Below are 17,355 nucleotides of genomic sequence, written 5' to 3'. Positions count from 1 at the left end.
ATCTACTGGACACGATAATTTGTGCCTGATGGCATCTGCGAGTTATATGTCCTAAGTTACGCTAAATATGCTGTTTTTTAGATTTAATTTTGGCGATTTTTGACAAAACCACCAAAAAACTAACCTAAAAATAACGAGAATATTGAATCTGATTAAATTGTCATCAACTCAGATGTTAACTCAGGTACTGTCGTAGGTTTTAGCTAAGGCAAGTGCAGATGAAAATCTAAGCTCAGTTTTATCTGCTTGAGTTTAAGTCTGACTTAACATTCAGATACTTGTTCGCTCGCGATGACCACTTTTATGCCATGGGGATGCACTTTAATGCACACATTGCCGCGTTTAAAGGCGATAGTTGGATTGGCTAAACGTTCTTTATCGCCTTTGGGCGAGCTCATCTTGACCTTAATCTCAGCAAGGGATGGCAAGTCTGGTAATCTTGACTGCTCTGATTCAACTGTCTGCTCAGATTGCGGCAATGAACTCAGTCCTAGGTTGAGTAAAGGGCGGAGTGTTGGACATAAGACCAGTAAATCTTGGCTCAAGGTATCGCAATCTTTGGCTTTAGAATCAATAACTAATTCTATGTGCTCCCAGCCTTCCTGTGGATAAACTTTATCACTAGGATAGGGAAGCTCGACGCAGGCAATGCTAAATTGACCGAGTGTGAGTGGCGTGTCTAGCTCGATGATCAGAATCGTACGGCCATTGATGATGTTGTCTGAAATGATTTTACCTATGCGGCTAAAGGCGTCGCGCATGGCATCGGCACTGGCGATGGAATTGACGCGCAGCGCGACATGGTCGCAAACCAGTGCTTTATCTGCTAAGTCTAAGGTTTCAAGCAAGGCTAAAATCTGTGCTTCGAAGGCTGGCCAGCCTTGGATTAATTGCTCATAGCTGAGGTTTGTACTGTGCGGCGCAACAGGCTTGTTGAATTTAGGCATAAATACTCCAAGGCATTTCTATTGGCGTTAGTTTTATCCCTTAAGTAAATGACTGAGACTATTACAACTAACATCATGCTTTAAAAGGTTAAATAAAAACGCCCATTAAGCTGGGCGTGTTTGATATCGTTCAATGATCTATTTAGCATTTTGCCATCTGGATATTGGCTAAGATTAAGGCCAAATCTCAATCGGCGTTCCTTCATCGACCACTTTCCACACTTCATCCATTTCGGCGTTGGTAATCGCGATACAGCCGTCAGTCCAGTTGTATTGCTGGGCTTGTTCTGGCGGCAGTGACGACTTAGGGTTTTGGCCGTGGATCATGATCATGCCTCCGGGTCTAATGCCTAAGGCTTTGGCTCTGAGTTTATCCTCTTCATTAGGATAGGAAATATGGATTGATTTATAGTAAGCACTATCTGGCTTTTTATAATCTAGGGTATAACGCCCCTGTGGTGTGCGTTGATCGCCTTCCTTTAATTTGTGTCCAGCGGGTAGGTCACCCATGGCGATGCGATATTGTTTGAGCACTTTGCCATCGCGTAATAAAGCCATACTGGATTCGGATTTAGTGATCACCACCAGATCCACTTTACCCATGCCAGAGGCATGTAATTCGGGTGAAACGAGAGCCGCGATAGTCACAGTGAGAGATGTCAATGTGGAAAGTAGGGTGGCGCGCATGGAGTCCTCGAAAATAAACACAGGTTGTTGGCTTTTTTTCGGCATCATACCGCAATTTTATCCTACTGTGAGTAGATAATTTTGAGCTAGGTGCAATTGCATGGCAGACTCGTGGCATATTTATGCTGTAATCCCTGTGTTAGTCAGTTTGTTGCAAGGAAGTAAAAGCTTTTATGTCTGAGAATATCGAATCCGAAAGTCCGTTAAAACGTCAATTACGTACCATTATTTTTGGCACTGATACTCCCGCTGGCCGCTATTTTGATATCGCCCTCATGGTGTGTATTGTGTTGAGTGTCGGCTTAGTGTTCCTCGACACAGTAGAGATATTCCATCGCGAATACGGCCAGCTTATTTCTGTGTTGGAATGGGTATTTACCATTATTTTTACGATTGAATATGGCCTACGTTTGTACTGCGCGACTCATCCTGTGTTATATGCTCGCAGCTTTTATGGTTTAGTGGATTTGTTATCGGTATTGCCAAGTTATCTAGCGTTGCTGATCCCTGGTGCTAACTTTACCTTAGTTATCCGGATACTTAGGCTGTTTAGGATTTTCCGTGTACTCAAATTACTGCGTTATTTGAGTGAAGGAAATGTTCTACTTAGGGCGATGATGCAGTCGAGTCGTAAGGTTTTTTTGTTTTTCTTCTCGGTCAGTTTGATCGTTATGGTACTGAGTTCAGTAATGTATGTGGTTGAAGGGCCTGATAATGGTTTCAGTTCAATCCCTAAATCTGTGTACTGGACAATTGTGACTATTACTACAGTCGGTTACGGCGACATTACCCCGAAAACCGGATTAGGTCAGGCGATTGCGGCTTTTACTATGCTGATTGGTTACTCGATTATCGCAATCCCAACGGGGATTTTAACCGCCGAGATATCCCAAGAAGTAGGGCGTCATCGAGATTTACGCTCGTGTAATCAATGCCATAAGACAGGTCATGATATTGATGCCATGTATTGTAGTCGTTGTGGATGTGAGTTAGATAGTCTAGATGTGCCCGTTGATAAAGGCGTTTCATGATGACTTCGGCGAACACTTTTTATTTTTTGTAGGTAAAAGACACGTATGACGCAAGCCAAGTTTGTTGAAGGCCCCATATTACGCCATATCTTAGTGATGAGTTCGACCGCAGCGGTAGGGATTTCTGCCTTATTTGTCGTGGATTTACTGGATATCTTTTTCCTGAGTTTATTGGGGGAGCATGAGCTTGCTGCTGCTGTAGGTTATGCGGGCAGTATCTCCTTTTTCACTACGTCCATTGGGATAGGCTTATCAATTGCTTTAGGCGCTTTAGTGTCTCGCTCGATTGGCGCAAAAGAGGTGGTGTTGGCAAAGCGCTTATTACTCAATAGCGCGGTTGTGACGACACTGATCAGTGTGCTGGTGGCGGCAGTGGTCACCATCTTCATTCCTGAGCTAGTTGCCTTAGTAGGCGCGAGTGGTCATACGGCAGAGCTTGCTGCGAGCTATTTGTATATTCTCGTGCCTTCCTTGCCTTTTATCTGTCTTGCGATGGCGCTCGGCGGAGCTTTGCGCGCCGTGGGTGATGCAAAGTTATCTATGATGTCGACCTTAGCGGGGGGCGGCGTTAATGCTGTACTCGATCCGATTTTTATCTTCATGTTCGCCATGGGGATTGAAGGCGCTGCATTGGCATCCGTTTTAGCGAGGGTGGCGGTATTTGTGATTGCCGCTCGCGGTGTGGTGGTTAAGCATAAGTTGTTAGGCCATTTCGATAAGGCACATTTTGTCGCCGATCTTAAGCCCATCTTTGCCATTGCAGGCCCTGCGATGTTAACCAATGTGGCAACTCCCATCGGAAATGCCTTTGTGACCCGAGCGATCGCCGATTTCGGTGACGCTTATGTGGCAGGTTGGGCAGTATTAGGGCGTTTGATCCCTGTGGCCTTTGGGATGATCTTTGCACTGTCCGGCGCGATTGGACCTATTGTTGGGCAAAACTTTGGCGCAGGTCAGTTTGACCGAGTACGTGAGAGTTTAACGCGGGCGATTCAGTTTTGTACTGTGTATGTGCTGGTAATGTCTTTGTTGCTGTTTATGCTTAAGTCACATTTGGTCAGTGTGTTTGATATGAAGGGCGACAGCGCTGATCTTATTCACTTTTTCTGCAGTTATATTGCGGTATTCTTTATCTTTTCTGGGATTTTATTCGTGGCGAATGCGTCCTTTAATAACCTTGGCAAGGCCAAATATTCCACGCTATTTAACGTAGGTAAAGCCACTTTAGGCACTGTGCCTTTTGTGTATTTTGGTGCACTTTGGGGCGGTGTTTACGGTGTATTGATTGGGCAAATTTTAGGGTCTATCTTGTTTGGTACATTAGGAGTGTGGGTTGCCTATCGTTTAGTGGATAAAGTGGCGGCACAGGCACAGTTTTCAGCCGCGCCTAATCTTGATGCTGCGAATGCTATCCCCCGTAATGTTGTACTGAGTGAGGAAGAGGAAATCGCTAATTGTGTTGCACAGAACTTACCGAGTGCGACCAATCCGCTTTCATCCTCGTGCGTGCAGATGGCGCAATTAACGGAGGAGCAAGAGAATGAGCCTGTATTACCCTATTTAGACGAGGGTAAAAAGCCTAATTGACGTTATGTGGCTTAGCTGCGCCGTGTAGAAGCTGTGGGCAAGAACGCAGATAAAGATGAGCTCTTAATAATGAGGAGAAGTCAGAAAGCTGCTAATGATAGGAATGCTGAAAAACAAAATGCCACAAGATTGCTTGTGGCATTTTGTTTGAAACGGCGTTTGCACTTCATTTAATTAAGCTAACAATGCCAAAATACGCCGCTAAAAGACTATTCTGCTGAACTTCTTATTCTTCGTTACTGCTTATTCTTCAATACTTGGCGTGTCTTGTTGGCCTTCGACTTGTTCAGTCGCGGCTTCTGATGCCGCCATTTTTGCGCGATCAGCCTTAGAGATGTAACCTGATTTTGCAGGTGAGCCGATAGTCACTGGGTCGACTTTATTCAGTCTGGCCTTAGCGCGTTTAGCTATTTTCTTGATGATCTTTTGTTTCTTGTTCATGACGTCTCTAATTTCGTTTCGCACCCGCTACGCGCAGGAATATGAGGCCAAGGGCTCAATTGAGGCGGGATTCTAACTCAATCTGAGCGAACTGACCATGTTTTGCTGAATTTTGTCGAAAACAACGGCTACTCTTTGGGAACTAGTTTTGCTAAATGGCGTTAGCATAACAATTTGACTTAAACGGCGCTGTTAGTATTTCACACGACAAATGCTGCAAATTCTGCGGTATAGGCTGTCAGTGTGGATCAAAAGCCATTATATTGCCTAGCATTATGAGTTTGAAAAATTGACTCTACTGTTCTTTTATTGCTCATATCCTGAGCCGAGGAAGATGTGTGTTATTAACTAAAATCACTTTTTTTGAGCGCTTTGAGCACGATATATTAAGTGGCACTAAAACCATTACATTGCGTGATGAAACGGAATCCCATGTGATTGCAGGTCAAACGCTTCCCGTTTCAACCTTCGAAACCGACCGCTGGTTTTGTGATATCCATATTATTGATGTCGTGCCAGTGACCTTAACTGAGCTCTCAGATATTCATGCTAAGCAAGAAAATATGACGTTGCCGCAGTTACGTGATGTGATTGCAGAAATTTATCCCGGTCTTGAGCAATTGTTTATGATCCAGTTTAGGGTTTTACCGCAGTAAAAGTATAGAGCGTAATTCGTAAAATAAAAAAGGCCGCACAGCAGCCTTTTTATTACAAATTCAATGGCATATTAAGTTGTCGAAGATTGCTGAACTGTTCAAGAACATCAGCTATCCAAGACAACTAAACCGTCCAAGGTAACAGTTTTTTGGCAAAGTGATCGGCTTGGCCTAAGCGAATCGCTGCGCGGTGACGCATCCGATAAAATGCTTGATAGCACAGGGGGACTAAGTACAAGCTAGTCACTGTCGAGAACGATAAGCCACCGATAATGGCGATTGCCATGGGGTAATATGGCGGGCCACCGCCACCGATTTGGGTATCACCCATTGCCAGTGGGACTAATCCCAGTACTGTTGTACCTACTGTCATTAACACTGGCCGCAAACGGGTGATACACACCTCCCGAATGGTGTCAGACAATTTGTCGAGATCCGGTGTCATCTGATTGATTTGATCCACCAGAACGATACCGTTGTTCACCACTATCCCCATTAAAATCAAGATACCTATCATTGCCATCACAGAAATAGGGGTGCCTGTGATAAACAGCGCCCAGAATACACCTGTGATGGAAAATAGGATCGAGGTAATAATCGCCGTTGGTAACAGTAGAGATTCAAACAACGCCGCCATAACAATATAAATCATCGCGACAGCCAAGAGCATATTAGTCACCATCACGTTCTGATCTTCATCTTGGCGCTCGAAGCCACCACGGAGTGAATAGTCGTAACCATCGGGGAAACGGATATTTTCCATCACTTGCTTGATCTTAGTTTGCGCCTCTTCTGTGGTGAGGTTTTCTAAGTTAGCCCCAATCGACAGCGAGGTTTGGCGATTGAAGTGTTTGATAGTATCGAAGCGGGGTTGGATCTCAATCTTCGCCAGATTATCTAAGGTGTACACTCTTTGGTCGAGGCGTACTATGGGTAACTGTTTGAGTTTCTCAAGTGACTTTTGCCATTCTTTCTCGTAGGCCATTTCGATTCGTAGCTCGCCATTAGGATCGTGGCGGAAGGATCGCAGCGGTGAACCGCGCAGTGCCATGGAGATACTTGAGGCAATTTCATTGAGTTTTAAATCTAACCGCGCCGCCATTTGTCTATCAATGCGGATAATCACTTCTTGCTGAGCGCCATTAAGCTCGGAGCGAACATCTTGCAATCCTTTGATGTTTTGCAACAAAGGAATAACTTGCTCGCTCAAATTAATCAGCTCAGAGGTTGAGCGCCCTGTCAGTGTGACTCGCACGCCAGAGTTGTCATTGCCCCAGCCAAATTGCGGTTTGGCGATGGAATACTTAGGGAAGCCACTGCGGATTTTCTTTTTTAACTCATCCACTGACATAGGTAAGTCTTTCTTCAGCAATATCACCGATGAGCCATCGTCAGAGGCATAATAGCTGTAGACAGAATCAATATGGAATTCCTCTTTATTGTTATAAAGATACTCTTCCATTTGGTTGACCATCGCCTCAGTGACATTGAGATTATGTCGACCTTCTACTTGATAGTTAATGTAGATTCGCTCATTGCTCTCGCTGTCTTCTTGGTCCTGTTTAACCATAGATAGTGGCAGGGCGGTGGATGCGAGGATCGCTACAGCAATCACGCCTGAACGCCAAGGTCTGAGCAATACCCAATCTAGGGTATTATTGTAGAAACGTTGTAATTTACCCGCATCCTTTTCGGGGGCGATGTCGAAGTGAAACTTAGTCAACATCAAAGGGATTAAGGTTTTTGCGACCAATAGCGACGCGGCGAGTGAGATACAAATCGCAATAGCAACATGCTCTAGAAAAATAGTGATCTCGACTTTTACGCCAAAAATATTAGGTAAAAATACAATGGCGGTTGTCATTGTGCCTGCCAATACCGCCAGAGACACTTTATCGACCCCCGTCATGACTGACTCTTCATTGTCTTTAGGGTGTTTACCTTGTTTTTCCTGCAGTACGCTCTCAGTGACAACCACAGCGTTATCAATCAGCATACCGACGGCGAGCAGGAGTCCCATCATAGACAGAATATTCAAGCTGTAACCGAGTAGATACATAGCGGCGAGCGTCATACCGATTGAAATAGGCACGGATGACACAACCACTAAAGTCATTTTAAAATTACGCAGGAATAAGTACAGCACGACAAAGGACAGCAGTGCACCGATTAACCCTGAAAGCAGCAAATCCATTAGTGAAGATTTTACTCCAGAGGCTTGATCTTCCATGATAAATAGGCGAATACCTTGGAACTGTTGGTCCTGCTTCGCAAGCTCAATCACCTTCATGACACGGTCTGACACTTCGACTAAGTTAGCGCCAGATTCCTTAAACACATCCAAACCCACGGCATAGTGCTTATCTAAATGTCGACCTTCGATACGTTCAGGTAGGGCAAATTGCACATCGGCGATATCGCCTAAGGTCAATCCGGGGATCAGTACTAGTGCTTTGATATCTTCAAGGTTTCTAAACTCACCCTTAGGTGAAACTTGATAAACGATATTACTGGCCCTGAGTGTGCCAGCGCTCAGCACAAAGTTCTCTCTGCTGAGACGTTGTTGCAAATCTGTGGCTGAAAATCCACTGGCGGCAAGGCGATCGGCATTGATGCGTACCTCAATTTGCTTTTGCTCAACGCCGTACAGGCTGACCTTAGAGACACCTTCAACACGTTCAAGCGGACGCTTGAGCTGTTTATCGAGTAGATCGAATGCACCTGAAAGCTCACGATCACTTGAGATGCGTATGGTGAGCACAGGCATGTCGGCGGTGGAGAATTGGCGGATAAAGACCCGCTCCACATCCTTGGGCAGTAAATGCCGCACTGCATCGATTTTTTCCCGCGCTTCTAAGCTCTTAGTGGCAACGTTTTCCCCCCACTTCATGTTGATTTCGATTTCGGCGCCTTCTTGGGAGGATTCTGATTCAAGCTCATCAATCCCCCCCATAGTCGCGAGGGATTCCTCCAGCACTTTGGTTATATCGCGTTCCACTTCAGCAGGGGTCGAGCCTTTGTAAGGCACTTCCACCACTATCTGTGGGATATCAATACCGGGGAACATTTCCAGCGGTAATAGGCGACTCGAGGCGAGACCAAACAGCAAGATAGCAAAGAAGAACATGCTGGTGGTTACGGGGCGCTTAATGGCTAAACGGGTGAGGTTCATGGGCGAGCCTCCTCTACGTTTACATGTGAGCCTGTTGCTGCGTATTCTTTTCGATCAAACAGGGCATAGAGCACTGGGAGCACAATTAAGGTCAGTAGTGTTGATAAACTCAGACCAAAGATCACCGTAATCGCCATCGGTGCGCGCACCTCTGAGCCATCACCTAGACCTAGCGCCATCGGCAATAAGCCTAAGGTCGTGGTGAGGGTTGTCATCATAATCGGGCGTAGGCGCGATTTAGCTGCATCGCGAATGGCATCAAGTTTTTGAGCACCTTCGCTACGCAGTTGATTGATCCGATCCACAAGCACAATCGCGTTGTTCACGACGATCCCCGCCAACATGATAAGGCCAATAAATACCACCACACTCAAGTTAGTTTGGGTGATATAAAGCCCAAGTACACTGCCACCTAATGCCATAGGTACGGCAAAGAGGATAAGCAAGGGATGTAATAGTGATTCAAACTGACTCGCCATGACTAAATATACTAAGAAAATCGCTAAGATAAGGGCAATTTTGAGTGATTGGAATGAGTGCTCCATTTCCTCATTTTGACCACCAAAACGGGCCTGAACCGATGCGGGTAACACTTGTTGCGATAGTATCTGCTGCGCCTGTGCAACCGCATCGCTTAAATCACCATAGGCGAGGTTAGCTGATACGAGAGCCACACGTTGTTGGCTGATGCGGTTAATCGCAGATGGGCCTAATTGTAATGAAACTTCTGCAACTGCGCTTAATGCAATAGGCTGACTGCTATTCGGATTGATGATTAAGGCATCGATATCGCTGATTTGATCCCGCTCCGCGAGTTCACTGCGCACCAGAATATCAATCTTACGGTCACGCACTGTGTATTGACTGGCAACAGTACCACCAACACGTTGGGCGATACGGTTCGCAACCGTTGGCGCATCCATTCCTAGAGCCGCTAACCTTGCATGATCGAAACGGATACTTAGCTCAGGTTGACCATCACGTAGACTGGTGTTCACGTCGGCAAAACGCTCCGATGCGGATAATGCTTTGACGAGACTATCTGCGCTGCGTTTGAGCAAGTTTAAATCGTAACCTGTGAGTTCAATTTCCAGTGGCGTTTTAAAGCTGAATAACTCAGGTTGCTCAATTTTCGCTTCAAGTTCAGGAATACGGCGCGCAGTATCACGTAATACTTGAGTGACTACGTTATAGGCACTGTGGTCGTTAAGCACCACTTGCAAGCGGCCCCAGTTTTCACCCCCGCGGGCAGTATCCGAAGTCATCAAACCGCCGCTACCAGCTTGGCTATAAGCATGTTTAACTTCAGCTCTGTCTTTAATGGACAGTGCAAGTTGCTGTAATATCTTGTCGGTTTCGCTCACTGCCGTACCCGGCGGCAGTAAGATCTCCACGTAAAACTCGCCCTGATTCATTGGCGGAATAAGCTCCGTACCAAGTCGCGGTAACAAACTAATACAAGCGCCTGTTATTGCAATCGTGAGTAACAGCGTTGCTTTCTGTTGGCGCAGCGCCGAGGCCAGAAGCTTGTAATAAACCTTCTCAATACTGTGGTAGACAAAGTTAAATGCTGAGCTTAACGGGCGCATCACTAGACCAATAAGCCATGAGAAAAAGCGGCCTAAAATCAACACTAAGGTCAGTAGTGCACTGGGTAAGTAACTAACAATTAATAGAATAGGAAAGGAAAACACAGTCGCACTATAGTGTTTAAGCTTGCCCATTTTAGTGGTGGGTTTATCCTTAGGTGTCGTTTTTATCAGCGCGGGTAAGGTTTTAAAGCCTTCACGTGATGCCAGCATTGGAATGGACGTTAACGCGACTAATAGCGATGCTAACAGTGCAAAAGTGACCGTTAGCGCTTGGTCTGAGAAGAGGGCGCCGGCAATCCCATCCACAAATACTAGCGGCACAAACACCGCAAGAGTGGTGAGTGTTGAGGCAAAAATTGCGCCTGCCACTTCTTTAGTCCCTGTCACTGCAGCTTCTAATTTACTCATACCTTCGCTACGGCAGCGGTCTATGTTCTCTAATACCACAATGGCGTTATCGACCAAGAGACCGATGGCAAGGGCGATACCACCTAATGACATGATGTTTAAGCTGATATCGGCAAAATACATCATGTTAAAGGTGGCGATGACTGAGAAGGGAATCGAGATAGAAATAATCAGTGTCGGGATGATATTACGCAAGAACAGGTAAATCACTAGCATAGATAACAAGCTGCCCATCAGCGCAGAAGAGGTGACTTCGCTGACCGCACTTTCGATAAACTCAGACTGATCGTAAATCACTTCGAGCTTATTTTGCTTAGGGTCTTGATTGATTTTGACGAGTTCATCGCGCAGTTTTTTGGCGACAGCGACAGTATTTGCATCACCTTCTTTATAAATGGCCAGTTCAATCGATTCTTGACTGCCAATGCGGGTGATATCACTACGCTCCTTGTAGGCATCTGTGATGGTAGCAACTTCGAATAAACGGACTAAAGCTTGCTCATCGCGATAGACGATCACTTGGCCGAGTTCATCTAATGAGTTGAATTGGTTTAGCGTTCGTACTAAGTATTCGCGATCACCTTGGATCACTTTACCCGCAGAGAGGTTGATGTTTTCCTCATTAATACGACGTTTAATATCATCGGCATTGAGATTGAGCTGCGACAGTTTTTCTTGATTGAGCTGAATATGCACTTCTTGCTCTAGGCCGCCAGATAAACGCACGGCGGCGACCCCAGATAGCGCCTCTAAACGACGCTTAAGCTCTTCCTCTGCATAGGTGCGCATTTGTTTGAGATCGGCTTCAGAGGCATTGGGCACCGACAGCGCGAGACGCATAATAGGGTCAAGGTTGGGGTTAAAACGCAGTAATAAGGGCTTTTTTACATCGAGCGGCAGAGCGATAGTGTCGAGTTTTTCACGTACATCTAAACTCGCCATATCCATTGTTGTGCCCCATTCAAACTCGAGCACCACATCTGACATGCCGGAGCGCGAAATAGAGCTGATTTTACGTAAGCCTTTGACCACCCCAACGGCTTCTTCAATCGGTTTAGAGACGAGCTGTTCGACCTCAACTGGCGCCGCGCCGTCATACATAGTGCGAATGGTTAATGTGGGATAGCTTAAGTCTGGCAGTAATTTCACCGCTAGGCGGGAAAATCCCACCATACCGAATAAAATCACCGCCAGCATGAACATCCATACCGTGACTGGCCGTTTAACCGAAGTGCTGATAATTGACATGAAAGGCTCCTATCAGTTCTTAGCGGAAGCAAGATCGAGTGGGGTGATCACTTCGACTAAGGATTGGTCTTTCAAGTTTTGCTGGCCACGTGTAACGACTTGTTCACCGGGATTAATACCTGTAATCACTTCTACCGAATCACCTTCACGGTAGCCAATTTCGACTTCACGACGGTTCGCATTGGTACCATCAATAACATAAAGCGCTTGCTTGTTGTCTTGGTTAATCAAGGCGCTGTAGGGAACGGTAATCACGTTCTCGTGGGTGTCGTATTTGAGCTCAACTCGGGTAAACATGCCAGCTTTAAGGCGTGCCTCTTGATTCGGCACTGCAAGTGTCACCTTAAAGGTGCCACTTTGTGGGTCCACAATCGGGCTTATGCGCAACACTTTGGCGTGGATAGCATTCTTGCTATGTTGATTACTAAACACTTGTGCTTCTTGGCCGAGTTTTAAGCTCGCAAGCTGTTGCTCTGGGAGATGAACAATACCGTGGAGTTCATCTTGGTTGACTATATAAAACAAATCGCCAAATTCCTTCGCCATGTTGCCTGCTTTCACATAACGTTTAGCAACTACGCCGCTAATAGGGGACAGTACGCGGCTTTCTTTTACTTGCAGTTCGGCGAGATCTTTCTTAGCGATAGCGGCTTGCAAGTTATATTCAAGTTTGGCCATTGAATCCGCGCTGATAAATTCTCTGTTGCTCATTTTCTTCAGACGATTTAATTCTTGCTCGATGATTTTGACTTCGGCTTCTGAGCGGTCTAAATCATATTGCTGCCTCTTGGCATCAATAACAGCCAGCACTTGGCCCTTTTGAACGCGGTCACCTTCTTCAACAGCGAGAGATTCAATGAGCCCTGATATACGACTCACTACATTGGCTTCCTGTGGCGCTTCTAAGGTGGCAGTTGTACTGTAAAAAGATGAAACGTTTCCTTGCATCACTGTGGTGGTTTCGACGGGAATGGCATATTTTTCTTCTTTTTTGACCACTTCTTCCTCACCACAGGCTGCTAGCATCGAAATCATTAGCAGTGGCAGGGTGAATTGAGCAATTTTTGACTTTTCCATAAGAATGTTACCTGTTGTCTTTATTGTGATGTCAGTTGTAAGCAGAAACCATGCCAATGTTTAAATTTGTTTAATTTCAGTCTATTAGTCGTATTTTTGGCTAAGTGTGATTTGTGATTCTTACTAAATGTAGCTAAAAGGTTTAAAAAGTGATGAGAATAACTAAACGCGGTTAATTAAGGTTACACAAGTGCGCAATTGCAACAATGTATTTTGTCAGGAGAAGGAAGTTTAAAAGAGGATTATTTGAAATGAAAAAAGCGCCCTTAGGCGCTTTTTAATGCGTAAGTCGTGGGACTTAGCGTTTGTCTTGTGCGACGAAATCACGCGCAGTTTCACCAGTATATAACTGACGTGGACGGCTGATTTTGTGGCCTGGTTGATCTAACATTTCTTTCCAGTGAGCAATCCAGCCTACAGTACGTGCCAGTGCGAACAGCACAGTGAACATACTGGTTGGAATACCAATGGCTTTCATAATGATGCCAGAGTAGAAGTCGACGTTTGGATACAGCTTTTTAGAAATGAAGTATTCGTCTTCAAGTGCAATGCGCTCAAGCTCCATTGCCACATCCAAGAGTGGATCTTGTACTTTCAGTTCTTTCAGCACTTCATGACAGGTTTCACGCATCACTTTGGCTCGTGGGTCAAAGTTTTTGTAAACACGGTGTCCAAAGCCCATCAGACGGAAAGGATCATTTTTATCTTTAGCGCGTTCAATGAATTCAGGAATACGGTCTACTGAACCGATTTCTTCTAACATTTGCAAACAGGCTTCGTTAGCGCCGCCGTGTGCAGGGCCCCAAAGAGATGCGATACCCGCTGCGATACACGCAAATGGGTTTGCACCTGAAGAACCGGCTAAACGTACTGTTGAAGTCGATGCATTTTGTTCATGATCTGCATGTAAAATGAAGATCCTGTCCATTGCACGTTCAACAATAGGGTTCACGACGTATTCTTCGCACGGTACAGCAAACATCATGCTTAAGAAGTTGCCTGCATAGCTTAAGTCATTACGTGGGTACACGAATGGCTGGCCTGAAGAATACTTGTAGCACATGGCTGCTATCGTAGGCATTTTTGAGACTAAGCGATAAGCGGCGATTTCGCGGTGACGTGGATCGTTAACATCCAGAGAGTCTTGGTAAAATGCAGATAATGCACCCGTCACACCACATAACATGGCCATAGGATGAGCATCACGACGGAAACCTCTAAAGAAGAAGGCTAGCTGCTCGTGAACCATAGTGTGGGTTTTAACTGTATGTACAAACTCAGTATATTGCGCTTTGGTCGGTAGTTCACCGTAAAGCAGCAAATAACACAGGTCTAGGTAATCGGAGTCAACGGCAAGTTGATCGATTGGATAGCCACGGTGTAACAATATACCTAGATCACCATCAATATAGGTAATTGCAGATTCACAGGAGGCAGTCGCAAGAAAACCTGGATCAAAAGTAAAGTAACCTTTGCTGCCAAGTTTACTGATATCGATTACGTCAAAACCAGCGGTTCCCTGCTTTACTGGCAATTCTATCGAGTCGTTCCCTGGTAATTCTAATTTGGCTTTTAAATCAGCCATACCCCGTTCTCCTTACTTAGTTCTTATCTGTGAGTGCGGCATGTCAAACCGCCATTACTTTACAGCCATTCTAGATCACATTTCAATTTAAATAAGCGTTTAAATTTGTTAGACCATGGTATAAAAGCCTTTACTTTTCTATTTGTAACTGGCACTTACAGTAAAAAATAGTCAAAAAAACATAATTTGCATTCTGTGATGTTTGTATTTGACATTTGCCGCGAGTATACTTGCCTCGCCCAATAAGGGCCGCAAACAACGATTATAAAGCACCCTTTGTTTACATGTTAAATGAGTGCGTGCTCAGATAGTTAACTGTTTGTTTAAACTTTGCTTTTGTGTTTACTTTTGCAGTGATCAACCTCCTGTTTAAAGTTTGTACAAAAGCGGTTCACATAACAAAAAAAATGCTCAATGGAGCTGAGTGAGCAGAACGTGAAAAAGCAAAGACCTGTCCATTTAGATCTGCAGACCATTCGCTTTCCTGCAACAGCGATTGTGTCAATTCTTCACCGTGTTTCCGGTGTCATCATGCTGTTCGCAGTTGGCATTCTCATTTGGTTGCTAAATTCATCTTTAGCATCAGCTGAAAGTTTCGCTGGCGTACAGTCTCTATTCGATAACTTCGTGATGAAGTTTATCCTGTGGGGCATTATGACTGCACTGGCGTATCACTTGTTTGGTGGCCTGCGCCACTTAGTAATGGATACCGGTCGTTGGGAAGAATTGTCATCGGGTGCCGCATCAGCGAAAGCTGTATTTGCCTTAACGGTAGCCTTTTCAATCATAGCGGGGATCTGGGTATGGTAACCAATGCAGCAAGTTTTGGACGCAGTGGTGTTCATGACTATATTCTACTACGCGCTAGTGCAGTGATCCTCGCCTGTTACACCATTTTCTTGGTTGGCTTTATTGCATGTAGTTCCCCTCTCACCTACGACGTCTGGCATGGCCTATTTAGTGCTCTGCCAATGAAAGTGTTTACACTTCTGACGCTGGTAGCCTTATTAGTACATGCTTGGATTGGTGTATGGCAAGTGCTGACAGATTACGTTAAGTGCACGTCGTTACGTGGTGTTTTACAGTTCACCTTTGTCGTTACCGTATTTTGTTATTTAGCGGCCGGCATTGTTATTGTGTGGGGTGTCTAAGTGAGTATTCCAGTACGCGAATTTGATGCTGTAGTGATCGGTGCCGGTGGCGCTGGTATGCGTGCAGCGCTGCAGATTTCCAAAGAAGGTAAAAGCTGTGCGCTTTTATCAAAAGTATTCCCAACCCGTTCTCATACCGTATCTGCGCAGGGTGGTATCACTGTTGCGTTAGGTAATGCCCATGAAGATCATTGGGAACAACACATGTACGATACCGTGAAAGGTTCCGATTTTATCGGTGACCAAGAAGCGATCGAGTTCATGTGTAAAACCGGTCCTGAAGCCGTGATTGAACTTGAGCAAATGGGTTTGCCTTTCTCTCGTTTCGAAAATGGTACGATTTACCAACGTCCATTTGGTGGTCAATCTAAGAACTTTGGTGGCGAGCAGGCTGCGCGTACTGCGGCAGCTGCCGACCGTACTGGTCATGCTTTGCTTCACTGTTTATACCAACAAAACGTTAAGCATAAGACGCAAGTCTTCTCAGAATGGTATGCATTAGATCTCGTTAAAAACGATGATGGCGCCGTTGTGGGTTGTACTGCGATTGAAATTGAAACGGGCGATATCGTTTATTTCAAAGCTAAAGCAACGATTCTTGCGACCGGTGGTGCAGGGCGTATTTACGCTTCGACGACTAACGCGCATATCAACACCGGTGACGGCGTTGGTATGGCAATGCGTGCTGGCGTGCAAATGCAAGACATGGAAATGTGGCAATTCCACCCAACCGGCATCGCCGGCGCGGGTGTACTTGTGACTGAAGGTTGTCGTGGTGAAGGCGGTTATCTGCTGAACAAAGACGGCGAGCGTTTCATGGAGCGTTATGCCCCTAACGCGAAAGATTTGGCATCACGTGACGTGGTAGCACGTTCAATGATGACTGAAATCCGCGAAGGTCGTGGTTTAGACGGTCCATTAGGCCCACACTGTTTACTGAAGCTTGATCACTTAGGTAAAGAAACATTAGAAGCACGTTTACCAGGCGTGTGTGAATTGTCTCGTACTTTTGCCCATATCGATCCAGCCGATGGTCCAATTCCAGTACTACCAACGTGTCATTATATGATGGGCGGTCTACCAACTAAGGTCAGTGGTCAAGTTATTCGTAAGAATGAAGACGGCACTGAACAAGATGTTATTGGTCTGTTCGCTGTGGGTGAGATTGCCTGTGTATCTGTACATGGTGCAAACCGTTTAGGTGGTAACTCACTGCTTGATTTAGTGGTCTTTGGCCGCGCAGCGGGTCAGCATTTAGGTAAAGCTTTGGATGAGACTGACGATCCAAAAGACGCAAGTGATGCGGATATTGCTGCCTCTCTTGCGCGTCTGAATCGTTGGGAAAGCAACAAAGATGGCGAAGATCCAGCGCAAATCCGTAAGGATCTGCAACTGTGTATGCAATTAAACTTCTCTGTATTCCGCCGTGGCGATGCTATGGCTGAAGGGTTAGAGCAGTTGAAAGTGATTCGTGAACGTCTTGCAAATGCTAAATTGTCTGATAACTCTCGTGAATTCAATACTCAACGTATTGAATGTTTAGAGTTAGATAACTTGATGGCAACGGCAATCGCCACGGCTTATGCGGCTAACTTCCGTACCGAAAGTCGCGGTGCTCACTCACGTGAAGATTATTTAGAGCGTGATGATGAGAACTGGTTATGCCACAGCTTATTTGACCCAATCACTGAAACGATGGATCGTCGTGCAGTGAACATGGCACCTAAGTTACGTGAAGCATTCCCGCCGAAGAAACGTACCTACTAGGAGTTG

At 45.5% G+C, this 17,355-nt stretch carries 13 protein-coding genes; 6 read left to right on the top strand and 7 right to left on the bottom strand.

The genetic code is table 11. From position 1 onward, the window contains the following. Window positions 1-263: 263 nt before the first annotated feature. Together GWI56_RS05450 and GWI56_RS05445 are read right to left on the bottom strand one after the other, a co-directional pair. Window positions 264-947 (bottom strand): VOC family protein, encoded by a 684-nt coding sequence (locus GWI56_RS05450; RefSeq protein WP_198572335.1) that lies wholly within the window; start codon window positions 945-947, stop codon window positions 264-266. A gap of 174 nt (window positions 948-1,121) precedes the next feature. Further along, the gene (locus tag GWI56_RS05445; RefSeq protein ID WP_028759690.1) at window positions 1,122-1,634 is read right to left on the bottom strand and encodes a L,D-transpeptidase family protein; all 513 of its coding nucleotides are present in this window, start codon (window positions 1,632-1,634) and stop codon (window positions 1,122-1,124) included. A gap of 173 nt (window positions 1,635-1,807) precedes the next feature. Here GWI56_RS05445 and GWI56_RS05440 point away from each other — a divergent pair, with 173 nt between their 5' ends. Together GWI56_RS05440 and GWI56_RS05435 are read left to right on the top strand one after the other, a co-directional pair. Continuing rightward, complete coding sequence (locus GWI56_RS05440; RefSeq protein WP_028759691.1) at window positions 1,808-2,665, top strand: ion transporter; 858 nt, start codon at window positions 1,808-1,810, stop codon at window positions 2,663-2,665. 45 nt (window positions 2,666-2,710) lie between these two features. After that, on the top strand, window positions 2,711-4,252 hold the full coding sequence (locus tag GWI56_RS05435; protein WP_198572334.1) for an MATE family efflux transporter: 1,542 nt from the start codon (window positions 2,711-2,713) through the stop codon (window positions 4,250-4,252). Window positions 4,253-4,495: 243 nt separating this feature from the next. Here GWI56_RS05435 and GWI56_RS05430 read toward each other — a convergent pair whose 3' ends face one another. Next, window positions 4,496-4,693 carry a DUF2986 domain-containing protein gene (locus tag GWI56_RS05430; protein WP_028759693.1) on the bottom strand — a complete coding sequence of 66 codons (198 nt, stop codon included), beginning with the start codon at window positions 4,691-4,693 and terminating at the stop codon, window positions 4,496-4,498. A gap of 338 nt (window positions 4,694-5,031) precedes the next feature. Here GWI56_RS05430 and yqfB point away from each other — a divergent pair, with 338 nt between their 5' ends. Beyond that, window positions 5,032-5,349 (top strand): N(4)-acetylcytidine aminohydrolase, encoded by a 318-nt coding sequence (gene yqfB, locus GWI56_RS05425; protein ID WP_113940516.1) that lies wholly within the window; start codon window positions 5,032-5,034, stop codon window positions 5,347-5,349. A gap of 124 nt (window positions 5,350-5,473) precedes the next feature. Here the strand turns inward: yqfB and GWI56_RS05420 are convergent, their stop codons facing one another. The 4 genes from GWI56_RS05420 to GWI56_RS05405 form a co-directional block, all read right to left on the bottom strand. Continuing rightward, window positions 5,474-8,521, bottom strand: a complete 3,048-nt coding sequence (locus GWI56_RS05420; RefSeq protein ID WP_198572333.1) for an efflux RND transporter permease subunit — start codon at window positions 8,519-8,521, stop codon at window positions 5,474-5,476. Continuing rightward, a complete protein-coding gene (locus GWI56_RS05415) occupies window positions 8,518-11,769 on the bottom strand; it encodes an efflux RND transporter permease subunit (protein WP_198572332.1) in 3,252 nt (1,083 codons plus the stop codon). The genes GWI56_RS05420 and GWI56_RS05415 overlap by 4 nt, the downstream gene beginning before the upstream one ends. A 12-nt stretch (window positions 11,770-11,781) precedes the next feature. Then, entirely contained in the window at window positions 11,782-12,846 is a 1,065-nt protein-coding gene (locus GWI56_RS05410; RefSeq protein WP_105252698.1) for an efflux RND transporter periplasmic adaptor subunit, read from the bottom strand. A gap of 298 nt (window positions 12,847-13,144) precedes the next feature. Further along, the gene (locus GWI56_RS05405; RefSeq protein ID WP_105252697.1) at window positions 13,145-14,431 is read right to left on the bottom strand and encodes a citrate synthase; all 1,287 of its coding nucleotides are present in this window, start codon (window positions 14,429-14,431) and stop codon (window positions 13,145-13,147) included. A gap of 414 nt (window positions 14,432-14,845) precedes the next feature. On the opposite strand from GWI56_RS05405, the gene sdhC reads away from it, so the two are divergent. The 3 genes from sdhC to sdhA are packed head-to-tail and all read left to right on the top strand — an operon-like array spanning window position 14,846 to window position 17,349. Next, window positions 14,846-15,241, top strand: coding sequence for a succinate dehydrogenase, cytochrome b556 subunit (sdhC, locus tag GWI56_RS05400; RefSeq protein ID WP_012089416.1), 396 nt, complete (start codon window positions 14,846-14,848; stop codon window positions 15,239-15,241). After that, window positions 15,235-15,582: a succinate dehydrogenase, hydrophobic membrane anchor protein gene (sdhD, locus tag GWI56_RS05395; RefSeq protein ID WP_028759700.1), complete on the top strand. Its 348-nt coding sequence runs from the start codon at window positions 15,235-15,237 to the stop codon at window positions 15,580-15,582. The genes sdhC and sdhD overlap by 7 nt, the downstream gene beginning before the upstream one ends. After that, window positions 15,583-17,349 (top strand): succinate dehydrogenase flavoprotein subunit, encoded by a 1,767-nt coding sequence (gene sdhA, locus GWI56_RS05390; RefSeq protein WP_105252695.1) that lies wholly within the window; start codon window positions 15,583-15,585, stop codon window positions 17,347-17,349. Window positions 17,350-17,355: the final 6 nt, after the last annotated feature.

The sequence above is a fragment of the Shewanella sp. DW31 genome (assembly GCF_015767295.1).
Lineage (GTDB): Bacteria > Pseudomonadota > Gammaproteobacteria > Enterobacterales > Shewanellaceae > Shewanella > Shewanella oncorhynchi.
The sequence above is the reverse complement of the archived record's forward strand: the minus strand, read 5'-3'. Positions and strand labels throughout refer to the sequence as shown.

Bases quoted from the DNA above. Each gene is read 5' to 3' on its own strand.
- GWI56_RS05450 (WP_198572335.1), bottom strand. From the start codon at position 947: ATGCCTAAATTCAACAAGCCTGTTGCGCCGCACAGTACAAACCTCAGC.
- GWI56_RS05445 (WP_028759690.1), bottom strand. From the start codon at position 1,634: ATGCGCGCCACCCTACTTTCCACATTGACATCTCTCACTGTGACTATC.
- GWI56_RS05440 (WP_028759691.1), top strand. From the start codon at position 1,808: ATGTCTGAGAATATCGAATCCGAAAGTCCGTTAAAACGTCAATTACGT.
- GWI56_RS05435 (WP_198572334.1), top strand. From the start codon at position 2,711: ATGACGCAAGCCAAGTTTGTTGAAGGCCCCATATTACGCCATATCTTA.
- GWI56_RS05430 (WP_028759693.1), bottom strand. From the start codon at position 4,693: ATGAACAAGAAACAAAAGATCATCAAGAAAATAGCTAAACGCGCTAAG.
- GWI56_RS05420 (WP_198572333.1), bottom strand. From the start codon at position 8,521: ATGAACCTCACCCGTTTAGCCATTAAGCGCCCCGTAACCACCAGCATG.
- GWI56_RS05415 (WP_198572332.1), bottom strand. From the start codon at position 11,769: ATGTCAATTATCAGCACTTCGGTTAAACGGCCAGTCACGGTATGGATG.
- GWI56_RS05410 (WP_105252698.1), bottom strand. From the start codon at position 12,846: ATGGAAAAGTCAAAAATTGCTCAATTCACCCTGCCACTGCTAATGATT.
- GWI56_RS05405 (WP_105252697.1), bottom strand. From the start codon at position 14,431: ATGGCTGATTTAAAAGCCAAATTAGAATTACCAGGGAACGACTCGATA.
- sdhC (WP_012089416.1), top strand. From the start codon at position 14,846: ATGGAGCTGAGTGAGCAGAACGTGAAAAAGCAAAGACCTGTCCATTTA.
- sdhD (WP_028759700.1), top strand. From the start codon at position 15,235: ATGGTAACCAATGCAGCAAGTTTTGGACGCAGTGGTGTTCATGACTAT.